The organism is Pseudomonas oryzihabitans (assembly GCF_007665395.1).
In the GTDB taxonomy this organism is placed as follows: domain Bacteria; phylum Pseudomonadota; class Gammaproteobacteria; order Pseudomonadales; family Pseudomonadaceae; genus Chryseomonas; species Chryseomonas psychrotolerans_C.
In genome coordinates this window covers 285,355-305,580 of the sequence record NZ_VDND01000006.1, presented here as the reverse complement: position 1 = coordinate 305,580, position 20,226 = coordinate 285,355, and the positions used below count along the sequence as shown (strand labels likewise).

General features: G+C 67.1%; 19 protein-coding genes. 5 read left to right on the top strand and 14 right to left on the bottom strand.

The features are described 5' to 3' along the window. Positions 1 to 7: 7 nt before the first annotated feature. Together FSV73_RS15100 and FSV73_RS15095 are read right to left on the bottom strand one after the other, a co-directional pair. Positions 8 to 460: a PA2169 family four-helix-bundle protein gene (locus FSV73_RS15100; RefSeq protein WP_145008660.1), complete on the bottom strand. Its 453-nt coding sequence runs from the start codon at positions 458 to 460 to the stop codon at positions 8 to 10. Positions 461 to 519: 59 nt separating this feature from the next. Further along, positions 520 to 879: a BON domain-containing protein gene (locus FSV73_RS15095; RefSeq protein ID WP_007159717.1), complete on the bottom strand. Its 360-nt coding sequence runs from the start codon at positions 877 to 879 to the stop codon at positions 520 to 522. A gap of 372 nt (positions 880 to 1,251) precedes the next feature. Here FSV73_RS15095 and FSV73_RS15090 point away from each other — a divergent pair, with 372 nt between their 5' ends. From FSV73_RS15090 to FSV73_RS15080, 3 genes are all read left to right on the top strand, one after another. Next, positions 1,252 to 4,758 (top strand): bifunctional diguanylate cyclase/phosphodiesterase, encoded by a 3,507-nt coding sequence (locus FSV73_RS15090; RefSeq protein ID WP_145008659.1) that lies wholly within the window; start codon positions 1,252 to 1,254, stop codon positions 4,756 to 4,758. An 88-nt stretch (positions 4,759 to 4,846) separates the two neighbouring features. After that, entirely contained in the window at positions 4,847 to 5,038 is a 192-nt protein-coding gene (locus FSV73_RS15085) for a hypothetical protein (RefSeq protein WP_145008658.1), read from the top strand. 197 nt (positions 5,039 to 5,235) lie between these two features. Continuing rightward, entirely contained in the window at positions 5,236 to 6,495 is a 1,260-nt protein-coding gene (locus FSV73_RS15080; RefSeq protein WP_145008657.1) for a cation:proton antiporter, read from the top strand. 58 nt (positions 6,496 to 6,553) lie between these two features. On the opposite strand, the gene speD is transcribed toward FSV73_RS15080, so the two are convergent. Both speD and FSV73_RS15070 read right to left on the bottom strand, forming a co-directional pair. Beyond that, the gene (gene speD / locus FSV73_RS15075) at positions 6,554 to 7,348 is read right to left on the bottom strand and encodes an adenosylmethionine decarboxylase (protein WP_026083764.1); all 795 of its coding nucleotides are present in this window, start codon (positions 7,346 to 7,348) and stop codon (positions 6,554 to 6,556) included. Between the two features lie 274 nt (positions 7,349 to 7,622). Then, positions 7,623 to 8,045, bottom strand: coding sequence for an OsmC family protein (locus tag FSV73_RS15070; RefSeq protein ID WP_145008656.1), 423 nt, complete (start codon positions 8,043 to 8,045; stop codon positions 7,623 to 7,625). A gap of 209 nt (positions 8,046 to 8,254) precedes the next feature. On the opposite strand from FSV73_RS15070, the gene crp reads away from it, so the two are divergent. Next, positions 8,255 to 8,899, top strand: coding sequence for a cAMP-activated global transcriptional regulator CRP (gene crp, locus FSV73_RS15065; RefSeq protein ID WP_145008655.1), 645 nt, complete (start codon positions 8,255 to 8,257; stop codon positions 8,897 to 8,899). A gap of 52 nt (positions 8,900 to 8,951) precedes the next feature. On the opposite strand, the gene FSV73_RS15060 is transcribed toward crp, so the two are convergent. The 7 genes from FSV73_RS15060 to rpe all read right to left on the bottom strand — a co-directional run bounded on the left by FSV73_RS15060 (position 8,952) and on the right by rpe (position 16,539). Beyond that, complete coding sequence (locus FSV73_RS15060; protein WP_145008654.1) at positions 8,952 to 10,724, bottom strand: BCCT family transporter; 1,773 nt, start codon at positions 10,722 to 10,724, stop codon at positions 8,952 to 8,954. 253 nt (positions 10,725 to 10,977) lie between these two features. Next, positions 10,978 to 11,802 (bottom strand): indole-3-glycerol phosphate synthase TrpC, encoded by an 825-nt coding sequence (gene trpC / locus FSV73_RS15055; protein ID WP_145008653.1) that lies wholly within the window; start codon positions 11,800 to 11,802, stop codon positions 10,978 to 10,980. Next, positions 11,799 to 12,848 carry an anthranilate phosphoribosyltransferase gene (trpD, locus tag FSV73_RS15050; protein WP_145008652.1) on the bottom strand — a complete coding sequence of 350 codons (1,050 nt, stop codon included), beginning with the start codon at positions 12,846 to 12,848 and terminating at the stop codon, positions 11,799 to 11,801. Before trpD ends, trpC begins: the two co-directional genes overlap by 4 nt. Then, the gene (locus FSV73_RS15045) at positions 12,849 to 13,442 is read right to left on the bottom strand and encodes an anthranilate synthase component II (RefSeq protein ID WP_145008651.1); all 594 of its coding nucleotides are present in this window, start codon (positions 13,440 to 13,442) and stop codon (positions 12,849 to 12,851) included. A 10-nt stretch (positions 13,443 to 13,452) separates the two neighbouring features. Further along, a complete protein-coding gene (gene trpE / locus FSV73_RS15040) occupies positions 13,453 to 14,931 on the bottom strand; it encodes an anthranilate synthase component I (protein WP_145008650.1) in 1,479 nt (492 codons plus the stop codon). A gap of 253 nt (positions 14,932 to 15,184) precedes the next feature. Next, positions 15,185 to 15,865 (bottom strand): phosphoglycolate phosphatase, encoded by a 681-nt coding sequence (locus tag FSV73_RS15035; protein WP_145008649.1) that lies wholly within the window; start codon positions 15,863 to 15,865, stop codon positions 15,185 to 15,187. Next, positions 15,862 to 16,539 carry a ribulose-phosphate 3-epimerase gene (gene rpe / locus FSV73_RS15030; RefSeq protein ID WP_145008648.1) on the bottom strand — a complete coding sequence of 226 codons (678 nt, stop codon included), beginning with the start codon at positions 16,537 to 16,539 and terminating at the stop codon, positions 15,862 to 15,864. The genes FSV73_RS15035 and rpe overlap by 4 nt, the downstream gene beginning before the upstream one ends. A 139-nt stretch (positions 16,540 to 16,678) precedes the next feature. Here rpe and FSV73_RS15025 point away from each other — a divergent pair, with 139 nt between their 5' ends. Then, positions 16,679 to 17,692, top strand: a complete 1,014-nt coding sequence (locus FSV73_RS15025) for a DUF3530 family protein (protein ID WP_145008647.1) — start codon at positions 16,679 to 16,681, stop codon at positions 17,690 to 17,692. Here FSV73_RS15025 and FSV73_RS15020 read toward each other — a convergent pair. The 3 genes from FSV73_RS15020 to FSV73_RS15010 are packed head-to-tail and all read right to left on the bottom strand — an operon-like array spanning position 17,667 to position 20,112. After that, entirely contained in the window at positions 17,667 to 18,431 is a 765-nt protein-coding gene (locus tag FSV73_RS15020) for a DnaJ domain-containing protein (RefSeq protein ID WP_145008646.1), read from the bottom strand. The genes FSV73_RS15025 and FSV73_RS15020 overlap by 26 nt on opposite strands. Then, complete coding sequence (murU, locus tag FSV73_RS15015; protein WP_145008645.1) at positions 18,428 to 19,093, bottom strand: N-acetylmuramate alpha-1-phosphate uridylyltransferase MurU; 666 nt, start codon at positions 19,091 to 19,093, stop codon at positions 18,428 to 18,430. Before murU ends, FSV73_RS15020 begins: the two co-directional genes overlap by 4 nt. Continuing rightward, positions 19,090 to 20,112, bottom strand: a complete 1,023-nt coding sequence (locus tag FSV73_RS15010) for an aminoglycoside phosphotransferase family protein (RefSeq protein ID WP_145008644.1) — start codon at positions 20,110 to 20,112, stop codon at positions 19,090 to 19,092. Before FSV73_RS15010 ends, murU begins: the two co-directional genes overlap by 4 nt. Positions 20,113 to 20,226 lie beyond the last annotated feature (114 nt).

Genomic DNA, 20,226 nt, shown 5'->3' with positions numbered 1-20,226 from the left:
GGCTGCCTCAGTGGGCGGCTTGCATCCGGTGCTTCAGGTCACGCATGCGATCATGGGTCGCACGGGCCTTTTCCAGCTGGCTGCGCAGACTGGTCTGGGCATCCGGCGTGGCGTGTTCGTTGACGGCGCGTTCCAGGGCATGCAGCAGGCGGTCTTCCTGCTCTTCCAGTTCGCTGACGTAGGTGACTTCTTCGCGCTCCTTGCTGGCGAAGGAGGTTTTGACGTCGGTGTAGTACTTGCGGAAGCTGCCGGCGAAGGTGCCCTGCTCGGCGGGCTTGTCACCCGCAGCCGATACCTGGCTGCTCAAGGCGCTGATGATCTCGGCCTTGCTCTGGGCGATCTCGGTGAAGAGCGCCTTCAATTCGGGGTTCTTCACTTCGGTGAGGGCGTGCTCATAGAAATTCTTGCCATCACGGGCGATCTCGATCAGATCGTTGAGGTTTTCGGTCGTGCTGGTCATGACGGTTCTCCGGGGTGAAGGGAGATGGCAGCGCACGGCGCCGCCATCGTCCTCGGGTATTACTGAGCGGCTTTCAGAGCATCAGCCGAGACGGCCTTGACGCCCTTGATCGCCTTGGCTTCCTTGATCGCCAGGTCGCGCTGGGCTTCGGTGGCCACGGTACCGGACAGGGAGACGACGCCTTTGTTGGTCTCGACCTTGATGGCAGTACCCTTGATGTGTTCGTCAGCCAGGAAGGACGCCTTCACCTTGCTGGTGATCCAGGTGTCGGACGCGGCTTCTTCGGTCTTGTCCACGGTGTTGTTGGCCGCCAGGGTCATGTTCTGGCTGGTGGCAGCGAAGGCACCGCCGGCCAGCGGCAGGCTCAGTACGGAAGCGGTGACGGCAGCGAGGGCAAAGGTACCGAAAGTCTTTTTCATGAGATGACTCCTGTTTTCCTTGGTTGTACTGCGCCCAGGTCCTGGCAGCAGCGACCTAGATGTAGAGCGCAACGCTTGCGCCGAATTCCAAAGACAATTAAAGACGTTATATATCAATGACTTAAATCAAATCAGCCGCTTGGATTGGCGGGCAAAATGCAAGGTAGTGACGAAACGGCCTGGTAATTTGCACGAGATCGGATGACCCTGCCGGGGCGGTCTGGAAGGCTCTCTTCACCCGGGTTGCCGCCGTGGGGGATAGGGCTCCTAACAGGCAGCAATTCTGCTGGGCTTGACCAGAACTGCGGCACCGCCGACAGGTCAAAGCGGAACTGAACCCGACACCTGCGATCGGGCCATCGAGGATCCGGGATGCGGTTCCCCTCCCCCGCGCGCATTGCCCTGACGTACCTGGTGCTGAGCGCCCTCTGGGTGATCGGCAGCGATGCCCTGTTGCAAGCCCTGATCGGCGAGCGGGCGAGTCACTACTCCTGGCACACGCTCAAGGGCCTGGGCTTCGTCAGTCTCACCGCACTGGTGCTCCATTGGCTGATGCAACGCCAGTTCCGGCAGCGGGAAGGCGTCATTCAAGCGCTGCAACGGCAGCGCGAAACCCAGGATTTCATCCAGCGGCTGACCAACACTGGTGACTGGCAGCTCTTACCGGACGGCCGCCTGCGTTGCTCCGAGCGCAGCCTGGTGATGCTCCACCAGCCGCCGACCAGCGAGCCGCTGGACTTCGCCACCATCGTCGCCTGCGCGCGCGCCGATGACCGCGACCATGTGCGCAGCATGCTCGAACGCCTGCAGCACATGCAGGGCCCGCTGAATTTCTCCGCGCACTTCGCCGACGGTACGGGCAGCTGGCGCTGGCTCAACTGGCAGAGTGACTTCGACGAAGCCGGGATTACCCGCGGCGCCCTGGTCGACATCACCAGCCACAAGTTGGCCGAGCAGGCGCTGCAGGACAGCCAGCGGCGTTATCGCGAGCTGGTCCAGCACCTGCCACTGGTGGTATTCGCCAGTGATCACCGCGGGCGCTGGCAATTTCTCAATCCGGCCTGGGAGAGCCTCACCGGCCAACCGGCGACCCAGCAGCTCAACCAGCCGCTGCACCAGGCCTTCCATCCCCAGGATGGCGCCCGGCTGCGCCAGCTGGTGGCCGACTTCGCCGCGGCCCAACGCCTGCACTGGAACGGCGTGGTACGGCTGCGACTGTCGGTGGAAAGTCATCGCTGGATGCAGATGGAGCTGCGGGCGGGCCTGGATGGCGAGATCCAGGGCACCCTTACCGACATCCACCACGACTACCAGGCCCAGCAGCTGCAGCAGGCTCGCAGCGACGTCCTCGATGACCTGCTCAGCGGCCTGCCGCTGGCGGAAATTCAGCAGGGCATCGCCTTGCGGCTGGAGCGGATCTATCCCGAGATGCGCGTCGCCCTGCTGCTGGACGACCAGGACGAACATCTCCGGGTGGCCGCGGCGCCCAGCCTGCCGCCGGCCTTCCAGGCAGCCCTGGAAAGCGTGCCCCGGCAGCGCCACGACCAGGGCTGCTGCAGCGCCGTCACCAGCAATGCGCCGGTGTTCACCATCGACGTCGAGCTGGATCCCGCCTGGCAGCCGCTGTTGCCGGCGGCCCTGGCGGCCGGCATCCGTGGCGCCTGGGCACTGCCGCTGCAGGACGAGCAGCAGCGCGCCGTCGGCGCCCTGGGCATCTACTACGGCGAGGCGCGCCTCCCCGAACCGGAAACCCAGGCGCTGATCACCGAATTCACCCGCCTGGCGGTGCTGGCGATCCGGCAACAGCGCGTGGTCCAGGCCCAGCGCGCCAGCGAGGCGCGCTACCGTGGCATCTTCGAGCAGGCCTACACCGGCATCATGCTCAGCGACCTGGAAGGCCGCTGGCTGAGCGTCAATCATCACTTCTGCCAGATGCTCGGCTACTCGCAACCGGAATTGCTGCAAAAGGACGCCGCCGCGGTCACCCACCCGGACGAACGCGACCTGGGCGCCGCCCTGCGCAAACAGCTGGTCGACACCGGCCAGGATCGCTACACCCTGGAGAAACGCTATCTGCACCGCAGCGGCCAGCCGGTCTGGGCCAACGTCACCACCCGGCTGATCCGCGACGACCACGGCATTCCCCAGTACTTCATCAGCACCGCCCAGGACATCACCCTGCGCAAGCAGCAGGAAGAAAGCCTGCGCCAGGCCGCGGCGATGTTCCAGAACAGCCGCGATGGGCTGCTGCTGCTCGACCAGCGCCGCTGGGTCCTGGCGGTGAACCCGGCGTTCGCCCGGCTGCTGGGTACCCAGGAAGGCGCCCTGCTCGGGCAGCGCCTGGGCCTGCCCGGCGGCGGGCGCCAGGACCCGCGCTTCTACCGCGAGCTGTGGCGGACGGTGCGCCGTGAGGGGCGCTGGGAAGGCGAGCTGCTCTGGCCACGGGTCGATGGCAGCACCTTTCCCGCCTGGACCGCCATCGACACCCTCTATCCCCGGGAGACCCGGCAGTACACGGTCACGGTCAGCGACACCACACGGCTGCGGGAAAGCGAGGCGCGCCTCAGCCACCTGGCGCATCACGATCCGCTGACCGACCTGCCCAACCGCCTGCTGGCGCGCACCCACCTCGAACACGCCCTGGCCCTGGCCGAGTCCCAGCAACACCTGGTCGCCGTCCTGATCCTCGACTTCGACCATTTCCGTACCGTGAACGAAAGCCATGGCCACGCCCTGGGCGACGAACTGCTGGTGGAATTCGCCGCGCGGCTGCGCGCCCTGCTCAGCGAGGACATCACCCTGGCCCGCCTCGGCGGCGACGAATACCTGGTCATCATCGAACGGGTAGACCGCCCGGAATTCGCCGCCCAGATCGCCCAGGCGATGCTCGGCAAACTGGAGCAGCCCTTTCCCCTGGGCGGCCACGACATCTACCTCAGCGCCAGCATCGGCATCAGCCTCTTCCCCGACGATGGCGACAGCGCCGATGACCTGATCCGCAACGCCGATACCGCCATGCACCAGGCCAAGGACCAGGGCCGCGACACCTTCCGCTTCTATACCCAGGCCCTCACCGAGCAGTCGCGACGGCGCCTCAACCTGGAGTCGCGGCTGCGCACGGCGCTCAAGCGGGGCGATTTCGTCCTGCACTATCAGCCGCTGATGAACGTGAACACGGCCCAGGCCATCGGCGTGGAAGCCCTGGTCCGCTGGCAGGATCCCGAGCTGGGCCTCATCCCGCCCACCGAGTTCATCCCGCTGGCCGAGGAGACCGGCCTCATCGTGCCGCTGGGCGACTGGATCATCGAGACGGCCTGCCAGCAGATGCACAGCTGGCTGGAAGCGGGCTTCGAGCTGGATACCCTGGCGATCAACATCTCGCCCCGCCAGTTCGCCAAGCGCGACCTGGCCAGCACCATCTCCCGCGCCCTGGCGCGCAGCCGCCTGCCCGCCGAGCATTTGGAGCTGGAGATCACCGAGGGCACCCTGATGGACAACGTCGAGGAGGCACTGATGTCGCTGGCCACCCTCAAGACGCTAGGGGTGCGCATCGCCGTGGACGATTTCGGCACCGGCTACTCCTCGCTGGCCTACCTGCGGCGCTTCCCCCTCGACAAGCTGAAGATCGACCAGAGCTTCATGCACGAATTGCGCAGCGACAGCGGTACCCACGGCACCCAGGCCATCGCCGCGGCCATCGTCGCCCTGGGTCATGGCCTGGACCTGAACGTGCTGGCCGAGGGGGTGGAGACCACCGAGCAGTGGGACATCCTGCGCAAGCTGGGCTGCCAGCAGTGCCAGGGCTTCCTGTTCAGTCCGCCCCTGGCGCCCAAGGACTTCGCAGCCTGGTATGCCGAACGGCAACGGGCCCGCGCCTAGCCTCCCGACCGACGAATGTCACTGTCCTGCAATCAAAACCGCTCTAGAATCGGGACTCCACTGTCCGTCTGTCCCCGAGGGTACCAGCATGAAGATCGTGGTTCGTCCTTTGCGCAAGTCCACCACCAGTGCCTGGCAGGTCTGCCTCGACAAGCAGGCCATCACCTTTCTCAGCGAAGCCGACGCCCGTAGCTACGTGGCGACCCTGGAAGCCCGTATTGCCGCGCCCCACCCGCTGCCCCTGCGCGAGACCGCGCCAGCCGCAGCGGCGCCGCTCTAGCCAGGCGCCATCCGCTCGTTCACGTGGGTCGTCCCCGGCGTTGGCCGCGAATGCCAGGGCAGCGGCGATCCACGCGGGCTTTTCCCGACTAATCCGATAGTCGGCTATCGATGATGTAACTTTTGCGGCCCCGGCCCCATCCTACCCCTAGGTCCCGCGCTCGCGGGGGCTCGTTGTCTGATGGATCTGGAACGCCCATGCTCGAACTCGCTGCTGCCTTCATCTGCTTCACCTCGCTGCTCACCTACCTCAATTTCCGCTTCGTCGGCCTGCCGCCCACCATCGGTGTCATGGTCATCGCGCTGATCTTCTCGGTCGGCCTGCAGAGCCTGTCCTGGCTGGGCTTTCCGGGCCTGGAGCACCGCATCGGCGAGCTGCTCGGACAGATCGACTTCAACGACCTGCTGATGAACTGGATGCTCGGCTTCCTGCTGTTCGCCGGCGCCCTGCACGTCAACCTCAAGGACCTGCGCGACTACAAGTGGGCCATCGGCGGCCTGGCCACCCTCGGCGTGGTCATCTCCACGGTGCTGATCGGCTACCTGACCTTCTGGATCTTCGGCTGGCTGGGCTGGCACATCGACCTGCTCTACTGCCTGATCTTCGGCGCCCTGATCTCGCCCACCGACCCCATCGCCGTGCTCGGCATCCTGCGCTCGGCCGGCGCACCCAAGTCGCTGGAGACCACCATCGTCGGCGAGGCGCTGTTCAACGACGGCGTGGCCGTGGTGGTCTACTCGGTGCTGCTGGGGGTGATCCAGCTGGGCGAGGCGCCCACGGTCAACGCCGCGCTCTGGCTGTTCCTCGAGGAAGCCGGTGGCGGCATCCTGTTCGGCCTGGTGATCGGCTTCCTCTGCTATTGGCTGATGCTGAGCATCGAGCAGCACCAGATCGAGGTGATGCTGTCCCTGGCCCTGGTGATCGGCGGCTCGACCCTGGCCAGCCACCTGCACGTCTCGGGCCCCATCGCCATGGTGGTGGCCGGCCTGATCATCGGCAACCTGGGCCGCACCAAGGCCATGAACGACTTCACCCGGCGCTACCTGGACGGCTTCTGGGAGCTGATCGACGAGATCCTCAACGCCCTGCTGTTCGCCCTGATCGGCATGGAGCTGCTGGTGCTGCCCTTCAGCTGGACCCACCTCGGCGCGGCCTTCATGGTCACCCTGGCGATCCTCTTCGCCCGCTGGATCAGCGTGGCGCCGGTGGTGCTGCTCAGCCCGCACTGGCGCAACATGACCCGCGGCACGGCGCGCATCCTCACCTGGGGCGCGCTGCGCGGTGGCGTCTCGGTCGCCCTGGCGCTGAGCCTGCCCGCCGGCCCCGAGCGAGACCTGATCCTGGCGCTGACCTACATCGTGGTACTGGTTTCCATCCTTGGCCAGGGCCTGACCATCGGCCGGGTGGTCAAGAGCGTCACCGGCGGCGCCCCAGTCGCCCGCGACGACCACCCCTGATCGTCCAGAACGCAAGAACCCCGCCGTGGCGGGGTTCTGCAGGCAACGCCGAGGGGACTCAGCGTGGCAGGTTGCGCCCGGAGAAGATCTCGCGCATCTCGTGCTTGAGACGCTGGGTGATCTGCTGGCGCTGCTCCGTCGAGAGGCTGCGGGAGGCGTCGCCGAACAGGTAGTTGTCCAGTTCGAACTCCTTGAGCAGCATCTTGGTGTGGAACAGGTTGTCCTGGTACACGTTCACGTCGGTCATCTGGTAGGCCGCGCGGGTGTCCTCGGACAGGTAGTTCTGGATCGAGTTGATCTCGTGGTCGATGAAGTGCTTGCGCCCCTCGATGTCACGGGTGAAGCCGCGCACCCGGTAGTCCACGGTGACGATGTCCGAGTCGAACTGGTGGATCAGGTAGTTCAGCGCCTTCAACGGGGAGATCACGCCACAGGTGGACACGTCGATGTCGACACGGAAGGTGGCGATGCCGTCGTCCGGATGGATCTCCGGATAGGTGTGCACCGTGATGTGGCTCTTGTCCAGGTGGCCGAGGATGGTCTCGCGCAACGGACCGGGCGACTCCTCGATCTGGCTCTCGGTCGGCTCGACCGGTTGCTCGGAGATCAGGATGGTCACGCTGGCGCCCTGGGGATCGTAGTCCTGGCGGGCGATGTTGAGGATGTTGGCCCCGATGATGTCGACCACGTCGGTCAGGATCTGGGTCAGACGCTCGGCGTCGTATTCCTCATCGATGTACTGGACATAGGCCTGTTGATCTTCCGACGTCTCGGCGTAGCAGATGTCGTAGATGTTGAAGCTCAAGGTCTTGGTCAGGTTATTGAAACCATGGAGCCTGAGTTTGCTTTTCACGGTGGTAAAGCTCCCGTCGTGCGGTCTCTGACCGCGGTCCTGAATGCCCGTCAGTTGCGGATGGCGCAAGCTGCGTAGGGCGACGAACACCTCTTCGCGATGGCGATTGGCTGTACTTGTCGGGGCTGGGACCCCTTAAGAGCGGCGCATTATGCAGATCGGCAGCGGCTGGGGCCAGAGTCTGCCGGGCCCAGGTGATGAATTGATGTCGACGGCGATGGCGCGGGCGCGCCAGGCGCGACGCCCGAATGGGCGCCGCAGGCGGGATGGGGTCTCAGCCGAGCTCGACCAGCTCGTAGCTGTGGCTGATCTCGACACCGGCGCGACCGAGCATGATGGAGGCGGAGCAGTACTTCTCTGCCGACAGCTCGATGGCGCGCTTGACCTGGGCTTCCTTGAGGCCACGGCCCTTGACCACGAACTTCAGGTGGATACGGGTGAATACCTTGGGCTCGGTCTCGGCGCGCTCGGCGTCGAGGAAGGCCTCGCAGCTTTCCACCGGCTGCCGGGCCTTGCGCAGGATGCTGACCACGTCGTAGCTGGCGCAGCCGCCCAGGCCGATCAGCACGGTCTCCATCGGCCGCACGCCGAGGTTGCGACCACCGCTCTCCGGCGGGCCATCCATGACGACCACGTGGCCACTGCCGGATTCGCCGAGGAACATCGCCTCGCCCGTCCACTGAATGCGCGCTTTCATCGCTTTCGTCCTACTTATATATGCAAATGGTGATCAGCTTAACATGCTGAATGGCGTAAACTGGCTGGCAGTGTAGGGTTATTCAGCTCGCATTTAAGCTGCGCATGTTCTCATCCGGTCTTTGAATCGGAACCGGCGCAGCCTGTGCATGCACCGGTTCGGACCTCGGTGCCCCCGACTCAGGTTAGCTTTCAACCTCAGGAATCAGCATGGCCGCTATCATCCCACCCGCGAAGTTACAGCACATCGACAAGCTGCTAGCGCACTGCTCGCGTCGCCGCTACACGGCAAAAACCACCATCATCTACGCTGGCGACAACAGCGAAAGCCTGTTCTTCATCCTCAAGGGTTCGGTCACCATCCTCATCGAGGACGATGAAGGCCGCGAGATGATCATCGCCTACCTCAACGCCGGCGATTTCTTCGGCGAGATGGGGCTGTTTTCCAAGGAAGGCAGCGAGCCCGAGCGCAGTGCCTGGGTCCGTGCCCGTACCGAGTGCGAAGTCGCCGAGATCAGCTACGGCCAGTTCCGCGAACTGAGCCAGCAGGATCCGGACATGCTGTTCTCCCTGGGCCGCCAGATGGCCGAGCGGCTGCGGCAGACCACCCGCAAGGTCGGCGACCTCGCCTTCCTCGACGTCACCGGCCGCGTGGCCCGCACCCTGCTCGACCTGTGCAAGCAGCCGGATGCCATGACCCACCCGGACGGCATGCAGATCAAGATCACCCGCCAGGAGATCGGCCGTATCGTCGGCTGCTCGCGCGAGATGGTCGGCCGCGTGCTGAAGTCCCTCGAAGAACAGGGTCTGGTCCACGTCAAGGGCAAGACCATGGTGGTGTTCGGCACCCGCTGAACCCCGCCCCGACGCGCCTCCGCCAGCCGGCGGGGGCCGCCCCGTCACGGCATCAGGCCTTGACCTCCTTCTCCAAGGTCACCGTGACCTGCTCGCCAGCCTCCGCTGCCTTGGCCTGGGACGACTTCGGCTCGCCCACCACGAAGTGGAATTCCTCGCCGTGCTTGGCCGCGCCATAGAGCACCGCCTTCTCGATCAACTCGGTCCCGCGCAGGTGGCGCAGCATCAGCGGATCGCAGCGCAGGTCGCGATAGAGGGCCAGGCAGAGCAGCACCATGACCACCACGAAGGGCAGCGCGACGACGATGGTCAGATTCTGCAGGCCCGTGAGCGCGGCGCCCGGATTGCCCGGGTCGCCGATGGCCAGCATGATCGCCGCCACCGCCCCGGTCAGGGCGCCCCAGAAGATCACCGTGCGCCGCGACGGCTCGGTGGTCCCGCGTTCGGACAGCGTGCCCATCACCAGGGACGCGGCATCGGCCCCGGAGACGAAGAAGATCGCCACCAGCACCATCACCAGCACCGAGGTCAGGGACGCCCAGGGATAGCTGGCCAGCAGGTCATAGAGCGCGAAGTTGCTGTTCACCGCACCGTCGACCAGGGTGAAGGCGCCCAGGCGCATGGCATCGACCGCGGCACCGCCGAAGATGACGAACCAGACCACGCTGACCAGGCTTGGGACCAGCAGCACCCCGCTGACGAACTGGCGGATGGTGCGGCCGCGGCTGATGCGGGCGATGAACATGCCGACGAAGGGCGTCCAGGAGATCCACCAGGCCCAGTAGAACACGGTCCAGCTGGACAGCCAGTTGCCCATGGCCTCGCCACCGCTGGCGCTGGTGCGCGCCATCATTTCCGGCAGCAGGTTGATGTAGTCGCCGATGGCGGTCGGCAGCAGGTTGAGCATCAGCAGGGTGGGACCGGCGACGAAGACGAACAACGCCAGCACCACCGCCAGCACCATGTTGGTATTGGACAGCCACTGGATGCCCTTGTCGACGCCGGACACGGCGGAGACGATGAAGGCCACGGTCAGTACCGTGATGATACCGACGTAGAGCAGCTTGCCCGGCTGCTCGATCCAGCCGTTGTGCTCGAGTCCCCCGGCGATCTGCAGGGCGCCCAGCCCCAGGGAGGCCGCCGAGCCGAACAGGGTGGCGAAGATCGCCATCATGTCGATGACGCGACCGAGGGGGCCGTTGGCGTGCTTGCCGATCAGCGGGCGGAAGGCCACCGAGATCAGCTGCGAGCGCCCCCGGCGATAGGTGCCATAGGCGATGGCCAGGCCGACCACGGCATAGATGGCCCAGGGGTGCAGGGTCCAGTGGAACAGTGTGGTGGCCATGGCCACCTGCAGCGCGGCACTGGTCTGCCCCGGGGCGGAGCCGGGGGGCGGATTGAGATAGTGCGACAGCGGCTCGGCCACGCCGAAGAACATCAGGCCGATGCCCATGCCGGCGCTGAACATCATCGCTACCCAGGACAGCGTGCGGAATTCCGGTTGCTCGTCGTCCCGCCCCAGGGGAATGCGCCCATAGCGACTGGCGGCCAGCCAGATGACGAAGACCACGAAACCGGTGGAGGTCAGCACGAACAGCCAGCCGAAGCGGCTGATGACCCAGCCCTGGGCGAGGGAGGCGCTCGCGGCCAGGCTCGCCTGGCTGACGAAGCCCCAGATGACGAAGGCGAGCGCCGCGATGCTGGTCACGCCGAAGACGAACCAGTCCGTGGTGCCGGCCAGGCGCCTGTCGCGCCGGGCCTCCTCGGTTCGGGAGGGATCGGTGATGCTGATGTCGAGCGTTGCGCTCTTTTCTTCCGTTGCCATGGTTCTACCTGCCCCAGTGGTGGATGGCCTGCTGCGCCGGAGCGATGGCCAGACTGCTCCGGATTCGCCAGGGTTCGGCGAATCGGACGTCATTAACGGGGTTTATGCCGGTAGAACAAAGCCCTGCGTCGGCTGTGGACACACGGAGGTCGCTCCCGCCGTCCGGGGTGGACGGCGGTCGACCTGGATCAGCCTGACCAGAAAAAAGGCCCTGGTGTCGTCCACCAGGGCCTCGGTGCGGCACGCCGCGGAATCAGGCGTCGAGCGGGAAGCGCCGCTCGGGGAAGAACAGCCGCTGCAACTCCTGGCCGGGTTCGTCGGCCCGCATGAAGGCCTCGCCGACCAGGAAGGCACGGACCTCGTTGATCTCCATCAGCTCGACGTCGGCGCGGTTGAGGATGCCGCTCTCGGTGATCACCAGGCGGTCCTGGGGGATGCGCGGCAGCAGATCCAGGGTGGCCTCCAGGCTGACCTCGAAGGTGTGCAGGTTGCGATTGTTGACGCCTACCAGCGGGGTATCCAGCACGCTCAGGGCCCGCTCCAGCTCGGCGCCGTCATGAACCTCGACCAGTACGTCCAGGCCGACGTCCTTGGCGGTGGCGGCCAGTTCCCCCATCAGGCCATCGTCGAGCGCCGCGACGATCAGCAGGATGCAGTCGGCACCGATGGCGCGGGCTTCCACCACCTGGTAGGGATCGACGAGGAAGTCCTTGCGAATCACCGGCAGCTGGCAGGCGGCGCGCGCCTCCTGCAGATAGGCGTTGCCGCCCTGAAAGAAGTCCACGTCGGTGAGCACGCTCAGGCAGGTGGCGCCACCCTGGGCGTAGCTGTGGGCAATCTCGGCCGGCACGAAGTGCTCGCGGATCACGCCCTTGCTCGGCGAGGCCTTCTTCACCTCGGCGATGACCGCCGCTTCCTTGCGCGCCACCTGGGCCTGCAGCGCCCGGGCGAAGCCGCGCGGGGCATCGGCGGCACGGGCCTGGGCCTCGAGCTCGGCCAGGGTGGTACGGGCCTTCAGTTGGGCGATTTCCTCGGCCTTGCGGGCCAGAATCTTCTGCAACACGGTTGGCACACTCACAGGCGACCCTCCTCGCGATAGACGGATGTGAAATGGGCGAGCTCGTCCAGTTTTTCCCGCGCCAGGCCGCTGTATAGCGCATCGTGGGCCAGCAGCACACCCTCGTGCAGGCTCTGGGCGAGATCGGCGGCGTAGAGCGCCGCGCCGGCGTTGAGCACGATCATGTCGGCGGCCTTCTGCCCGGCTTCGGTCTTGCGCCGCCCCAGGGCGTCACGGATCAACGCCAGGGAGGCCTCGGGGCCATCCACGGTCAGGCCGACCAGGCTCTGGCTCTTGATGCCCAGATCTTCCGGCAGCACCTGGTACTCGCTGATGCTGTCATCCTTGAGCTCGGCCACCTGGGTGGCGGCGGCCAGGCTGAATTCGTCCAGGCCGTCACGGGAGTGCACCACCAGCACATGCTTACTGCCCAGGCGCTGCAGCACCTCGGCCAGCGGCCGGCAGAGGGCGGCGCTGAACACCCCGACCACCTGGTGGCGCACACCGGCCGGATTGGTCAGCGGGCCGAGCATGTTGAACAGGGTACGCAGCCCCAGGGAACGCCGCGGCCCGGCGGCGTGGCGCATGGCGCTGTGGTGCGACTGGGCGAACATGAAGCCCACCCCCACCTGCTCGACGCAGCGTGCGATCTGCGCGGGGGTCAGCTCCAGGTAGATGCCGGCGGCTTCCAGCAGGTCGGCACTGCCGCTCTTGCCGGACACCGCGCGGTTGCCGTGCTTGGCGACCTTGCCACCCGCCGCCGCCACCACGAACACCGAGGCCGAGGAGACGTTGAAGATGTTGGCGCCGTCGCCGCCGGTACCGACCACGTCGACGACATGGTCGAGGCTCGGCAGCTCCACCGGGGTGGCCAGTTCGCGCATCACGCTCACCGCGCCGCAGATCTCGTCGATGGTCTCGCTCTTGATGCGCATGCCCATGAGAAAGGCACCGATCTGCGCCTCGTCGGCGCCCCCGGTCATGATCTGGCGCATCACCGCCTGCATCTCGGCCACATTGAGGTCGAGTTGCCCGCTGATGCGACTCAGGGCCTGCTTGATGTCCATCTAGCGGCGCCCTCCCTGCTGCTGGAGAAAGTTGGCCAGCAGGTCGTGGCCGTGCTCGGTGAGGATGGACTCGGGGTGGAACTGCACCCCTTCGATCATGAATTCGCGGTGCCGCAGGCCCATGATCTCATCCATGCTACCGTCCGGGTGCTGGGTCCAGGCGGTGATCTCCAGGCACTCGGGCAAGGTCTCGCGCTTGACCACCAGCGAATGGTAGCGGGTCACGGTGAAGGGGTTGGGCAGACCGGCGAAGACGCCTTCGCCGTTGTGGTAGACCGGGCTGGTCTTGCCGTGCATCGGCTCGCGCGCCCGCACCACCTCGCCGCCGAAGGCCTGGCCCAGGCTCTGGTGGCCCAGGCAGACGCCCAGCACCGGCAGCTTGCCGGCGAAGCGCTCCAGGGTGGCCAGGGAGATCCCCGCCTCGTTGGGCGTGCAGGGACCGGGGGAGACGACGATGCGCTCCGGCGCCAGGCCCTCGATCGCCTCGACCGGGACCTCGTCGTTGCGCACCACCTTCACCTCGGCGCCCAGTTCGCCCAGGTACTGCACCAGGTTGTAGGTGAAGGAATCGTAGTTATCCAGCATCAGCAACATGGCAGGCTCCTCAGACGGACTGTTCGGCAAGGGCGACGGCGCGGAACATGGCACGACGCTTGTTGAGGGTCTCTTCCCATTCCGCCGCCGGCTGGGAGTCGGCGACGATCCCGCCGCCCGCCTGGACGTGCAGTTCGCCGTCCTTGATCACCGCGGTGCGGATGGCGATGGCGGTGTCCATGTTGCCGTTCCAGGCCAGGTAGCCCACGGCGCCGCCGTAGATGCCGCGCTTGACCGGCTCCAGCTCGTCGATGATCTCCATGGCGCGGATTTTCGGCGCCCCGGACAGGGTGCCGGCCGGCAGGATGGCGCGCAGGGCGTCCATGGCGCTCAGCTCGGGCTTGAGCCGACCGGTGACGTTGCTGACGATGTGCATCACGTTGGAGTAGCGCTCGATGACCATCTTCTCGGTCAGGGTCACGCTGCCGGTGGCGGAGACCCGGCCCACGTCGTTGCGGCCCAGGTCGATCAGCATCAGGTGCTCGGCCAGTTCCTTGGCATCGGCCAGCAGGTCACGCTCCAGCGCCAGGTCGGCTTCCTCGGTCGCGCCGCGCGGCCGGGTGCCGGCGATGGGACGCACGGTGATCTCGCCGTCCTCCACCCGCACCAGCACCTCGGGCGAACTGCCGACCACATGAAAGTCGCCGAAGTTGAAGAAGTACATGTAGGGCGTGGGATTGAAGCAGCGCAGCGCCCGATAGAGATCGATGGGCGCCGCCTTGAAATCGATGGTCATGCGCTGCGAAGGCACCACCTGCATGCAGTCGCCGGCCAGGATGTAGTCCTTGATCCGCTCCACCGCGTGTTCATAGTCGGCGCGGCTGTAGCTGGAGCGAAACGCCGGCTCGCTGCCGCTGCCCACCGCGGCGAAATCCAGGCCCAGCCGTGGGGCGATGGGCTGGCGAATGCGCTCGCGCAGCGCGGCCAGGCGGGCCTGGCCCTGTTCGTAGGCCTCCGGCTGGCTGGGGTCGACCAGCACGATGCAGTGCAGCTTGCCAGCGAGGTTGTCGAAGACCACCACCTCGTCCGACACCATCAGCAGGATGTCCGGGGTACCCAGCGGATCGGGATTGGGACTGGCGCCCAGGCGCTTCTCCACGTAGCGCACGCAGTCATAGCCGAAGTATCCCACCAGGCCGCCATCGAATTTGGGCAGGTTGGGCACCACCGGCACGCGATAGCGAGCCTTGAAGGCCTCGACGAAGGCCAGCGGATCCTCGACCGTAGCCGCTTCGAGCTGTCGCTCGCCCTCGTGCACGGTGACCTGGTAACCGCGGGCGCGCAGCAGGGTCCGGCAGGGCAGGCCGATGATCGAATAGCGGCCCCACTTCTCGCCGCCCTGCACCGACTCCAGCAGATAGGAGTTGGGCGCATCGGCCAGTTTGAGATAGAGGGACAGCGGGGTGTCGAAGTCGGCCAGGGTTTCGAAGGCCAGGGGAATGCGGTTATAGCCTTGAGCGGCCAGGCGCAGGAAGTCGTCGCGGGTCATGATCAGCCTCGTGGCGAGGAAAACGAAAGGTCGGGTGCACAGCGTGCCGGTCCGATACCGGCCAGGACGAAATCAGGCGCGCCAGCGCCAACGGGCCAGGGCCTTGATGACTTTCATCCATGCTCGCGAGGAGCCTGTGCGGGTGACCACCACGATGCGATCTCTTGCTCTTGGGGCGGGATTGAAGGCCCACGTTAGCCTAGCCGGCGCGGCATGGCAACCGGCCGGCGCCGCCCAGCCCCGGAGCACGCCCCTAGAGGAACAGCTCGCGCAGATCGTCGACCACCAGATCCGGCGCTTCGGCGGCGATGGGCTCGCCATGGTTGTAGCCGTAGCTGAGGGCCACGCAGCCCACTCCGGCGGCGCGGGCGGCGCGGATGTCGTTGCGCGAGTCGCCGATGAACAGCGCCTGCGCGGCAGACACGCCCGCCTGCCGCATCACGTGCAGCAGGCCGGCCGGATCGGGCTTCTGCTGCGGCAGGGTATCGCCGCCGACGATCCAGTCGAATTCACCCAGCCCCATGTCGGCCAGCAGCGGCGCGACGAAGCGCTCCGGCTTGTTGGTGATCACCGCCAGGCGCACGCCCAGGGTGCGCAGCAACGCCAGGCTGTCGAGCACCCCCGGATAGACCCGGGTCAGGGCGTGGCTGCCGCCATAGAGTTCCATGAACAGCGCCAGGGCGCGGTCGGCATCGGCCTCCGCCACCGCCGCGTGCTCCAGGTCATCGGCCAGGGCCCGGCGTACCAGCACCCGGGCGCCGTTGCCGATCCACAGCCGGACCTTGGCCAGGCCGGCCGGCGGACGGCCCAGGCGATCGAGCATGGCGTCGACCGCCGCCGCCAGGTCCGGCGCGGAATCCAGCAGGGTGCCATCGAGGTCGAACATCACCAGGGCGGGGGGATGCCCCCCGCCGAGTCGCACCAGGGCACTCATACCGAACGGGCCTTGGCCAGTTCGGCGCGCATCGCCTGGATCACCGCGGCGTAATCCGGCTGGCCGAAGATGGCGGAGCCGGCGACGAAGGTGTCCGCCCCGGCGCGGGCGATCTCGCCGATGTTCTTGACGTTGACGCCGCCGTCGATCTCCAGGCGGATCGGCCGACCGGAGGCGTCGATCAGGGCGCGTGCCTCGCGCAGCTTGTCGAGGGTGCCGGGAATGAATTTCTGGCCGCCGAAGCCGGGGTTGACGCTCATCAGCAGCACCATGTCGATCTTGTCCATCACGTACTTGAGGGCGTCCAGCGAGGTGGCCGGGTTGAACACCAGGCCGGCGCGGCAGCCGCTATCCTTGATCAGTTGCAGCGAGCGGTCGATGTGCTCGGAGGCTTCCGGGTGGAAGGTGATGTCAGTGGCCCCGGCCTCGATGAAGTCGCCGATGATGCGATCCACCGGCTTGACCATCAGGTGCACGTCGATGGGCGCGGTCACCCCGTAGTTGCGCAGCGCCTTGCAGACCATGGGCCCGATGGTGAGGTTGGGCACATAGTGATTGTCCATCACGTCGAAATGGACCATGTCGGCACCGGCGGCGAGGACCTTGTCGACCTCCTCGCCGAGACGGGCGAAATCGGCGGACAGGATCGAGGGAGCGATGGCGAAGGGTTGCATGGGGGATAGCCTCGGCGAAGGTTAAGGCGCTCATTGTAACGGAGATCCGCCCGCGGCTAAGGCGTTCCCACTGCCCCGGCCGGGCGAACGGCGGTAGGCTCGCCGGGGTCAACCGTCTCCTTGCCGAGGATTCCGCCCGATGTCGTCGCCTGCCCTCCTGCCGCTCTGTCTCCTCCTGCTCGGCCTCGCCGCACCGGCCCTCGCCGAAGAGGCGCCCACCCCGGCGCCGGAAGCGCCCGCGGCTCCGGCGGCTGCCGTGGCCCCGGCGCTGGAGCGCAGCCAGGAGCAGCAGCAGGCGCTGATGCGGCAATTGCCGGCCGAGCAGCAGAAGACCCTGCAAGCCGGCGACGAGTCCTTTCTCGCCCTGCTGCTGCCGGCCGCCCGCGCCAAGGCCGCCGGGACAGTGGTGCTGGTGCCGGGCGATGGCGAGTCGGCCGACTGGCCGACGGTGGTGGCACCCTTGCGCCAGGCGCTGCCGAGCTATGGCTGGCAGACCATCAGCCTGAGCCTGCCCGATCCCTACGATCCGCTGGCGGCCATCGCCCGCACCACCGCGCCGGCGGACACCGACGCCCAGGCCACCAACGAGCAGACGCCCCCGCCGGTGACCGGCGGCAGTGGCACGGCGCCCGCGGCTCCATCGGTGGCCGAGGCCGGCAGTGGCGAGCCGGCCCAGGCGGCGGTCGCCCCCAGCGATCCCGAGGCCGCGGCCAATGCCCAGGCCACCCGGGTGCTGGCACGCATCGCCGCCGGTATCGACCTGGCCCTGCAGCAGGGCGCGGGGCACATCGTGCTGGTGGGTCACGGCACCGGTGCCTACTGGGCGGCGCGCTACCTGGCGGAAAAGGAGCCGGCCGAGGTCAAGCAGCTGGCGCTCATCGACGGCCGTGAGCCCCAGGGCCTGCCGCCGCGCCTGGACGCCACCATGGGCAAGACCGACCTGCAGATCGCCGACCTGGTGCACGCGCCCGGTGCGGCCGCTCAGCGGCGCAAGGAACGCGCGGCGCAAAAGGCCAACCAGGGCTATCGCCAGATCGACCTGCCGCTCATCCCCGGTGATCGGGCCGCGGCACAGGAGCAGACCCTCCGTCGCCTGCGCGCCTGGCTGGAGCGCCTGCCGCCGGCCGCTAGCGGAAGCCCCGACGCGTCTTGATCAGCTGGTAGGCCGCGTGCAGCTCGGCGGTACGCTGGGCCGCGGCATAGACCGCCGACTGGCCCGCCCCGGCACCGGCCTTCTTGTCGGGGTGATGACGGGAGAGCAACCGGCGATAGGCCTGCTTCACGGTGGCGGCATCGGCATCGTCGGTGACGCCGAGCAGTTGCAGGGCCTTGCGATAGGCCTCCTCCTTGCTGGGCTGGCGCGGCGGCGTCTGCACCGGCGGTTGCAGCGCCAGGACCTGGGCCTCGCCCAGCCCCATCGCCTGGCCCCAGCCGACTATCTCGTCGCGATCGCCCGGGCGGACGCTGCCACTGATCCAGACCATCCGCCAACAGGCACGCAGGATGGTGTCGCTACGCTCGCTGAGCCGCTGCAGTTCGGCTGTCGACGGCAGGGTGCCGCTCTTGCCCTCTTCGAAGGCGGCGATGGCACGCTTGCGCTCGCCGCCATCCAGCCCCAGGCGCTCGATTTCGCCCTCGGCCTGGCGGATGTGCGCGCTGAGCACCCGGCCGCCGCGCTTGGCCAGCCGGCCGAGCATCTGGAATTGCGCCTGGTGCTCGAAGCGCCCCGGGCGCCCCTGCCAGCGCGCCTTCCAGCCGGCCAGGGAGGTCAGCCCCAGCTGGCGCTCCGCGGCGTGGGCGAGCAGCGCCACCAGCAACGCACCGGGAATGCTGGCCACCGCCCAGCCGGCCAGGAAGCCCAGCAGCGTCAACGGCCAGAACCAGAGTCTCACCGGGCGAACCCGAACAGCAGCTCGGCCTCGGCCAGACGCTCCACGGTGCCCACGTCCACCCAGCGATCATAGAGACGCTCACCGGATACCTTGCCGGCGGCGATGGCGGGTCGCAGCACATCGACCAGCTTGAAAGCCCCGGCCGTACAGCCTTCGAACAAGCGGGGATGCAAGACGGCGATCCCGCTGTAGGTGCGCTTGCCCACGCCCTCCAGGGTGACCCGACCCTCCACCAGGCCGAAGTCGCCGAGCGGGTGATGCAGCGGATTATCGGCCAGCACCAGATGCGCCAGGCAGCCGGCTGGCAGGGCCAGGGTGGCGAAGTCGAAATCGGTGCGGATGTCGCCATTGACCAGCACGAAGGGCTCGCTGCCGAGCAACGGCAACGCCTGGAAGATGCCCCCACCGGTCTCCAGCGGCTCCCGCTCGGCGGAGAAGCAGATGGTGGCGCCGAAGCGACTGCCATCGCCCAGGGCGGCCTCCAGTTGCTCCCCCAACCAGGCGTGGTTGATCACCAGGTCGCTGATACCCGCCGCGACCAGCGCGCGGATGTGATGCTCGATGAGCGGTAGATCGTTCACCACGATCAGCGGCTTGGGCAGATTCAGGGTCAGCGGGCGCATCCGCTCGCCCTTGCCCGCCGCCAGGATCATGGCCTTCATGGGGCGACTCGCTCGGCGTGCAATTCATCCAGCAACGCCCCCAGGTCGGCCAGCTCCGGTCGCCGCGCCACCACAGTGCGGATATAGGCGAGAAAGCGGGGCGTGTCGGCGACGTAGCGCGGCTTGCCGTCGCGGTGCCAGATGCGGGCGAAGATGCCCAGCACCTTCAGATGACGCTGCACGCCCATCAGGTCCGAGGCCCGCTGGAAGTCGGCGAAGTCGGCTTGGACCGGCACCCCGGCGGCGCGCGCCTGTTCCCAGTAGCCCAGCAGCCAGCGCTGTACCAGCGGCTCCGGCCAGCTGAGGAAGGCATCCTTGAACAGGCTGGTGATGTCGTAGGTCACCGGGCCGATGACCGCATCCTGGAAGTCCAGCACGCCCGGATTGGGCGTACTGAGCATCAGGTTGCGCGGCATGAAGTCCCGGTGCACCAGCACCTGCGGCTGCGCCAGGGCACTGTCGATCAGCGACCGGCAGATGGCCTGCCAGCGTTCGCGTTGCGCGGCGCTGAAGGTCGTGTCCAGTTCGCGGCCGACGTACCAGTCCGGGAACAGGCTCAGCTCGCGGGCGAGCAGAGCCTCATCGTAGAGCGGCAGACTGCCGTTCGTCGGCTGCTTGACCTGGAAGGCCAGCAGCGCCTCGATGGCGGCCTGGAAGTAGTCGTCGGCATTCGCCGGGTTGATCACCTCCAGGTAGGTCAGGGTGCCGAGGTCGCTCAGGAGCAGGAAGCCACGCTCCAGATCCTGAGCCAGGATGCGCGGCACATGTACCCCGGCCTCGGCCAGCAGCGCGGCCACCTGGACGAACGGACGGCAGTCCTCCTGCGGCGGCGGCGCATCCATCACGATCAGGCTGCGTCCCGCGCCGGCCCAGCGAAAATAACGGCGAAAGCTGGCATCGCTGCTGGCCGCGGTCAGGCTGCCGAGCGGCACCTCGCCCCAGGCCTGCTCCCGGAAAATTTCCGGTAGAACGGTGGTCAGCCAGTCTTCTATCTGGTTTAAGCGAACATCTTCAGTCATTTACAGCGGATCCCCCGGCCCTAGCCGATGCGCAGGTCATGTTTTATTATCCGCTATCTTTTTGAGCCCATCGAGAGGCCGCGGCCCCTTAATGGCCGGCGTGCAGGACGACTT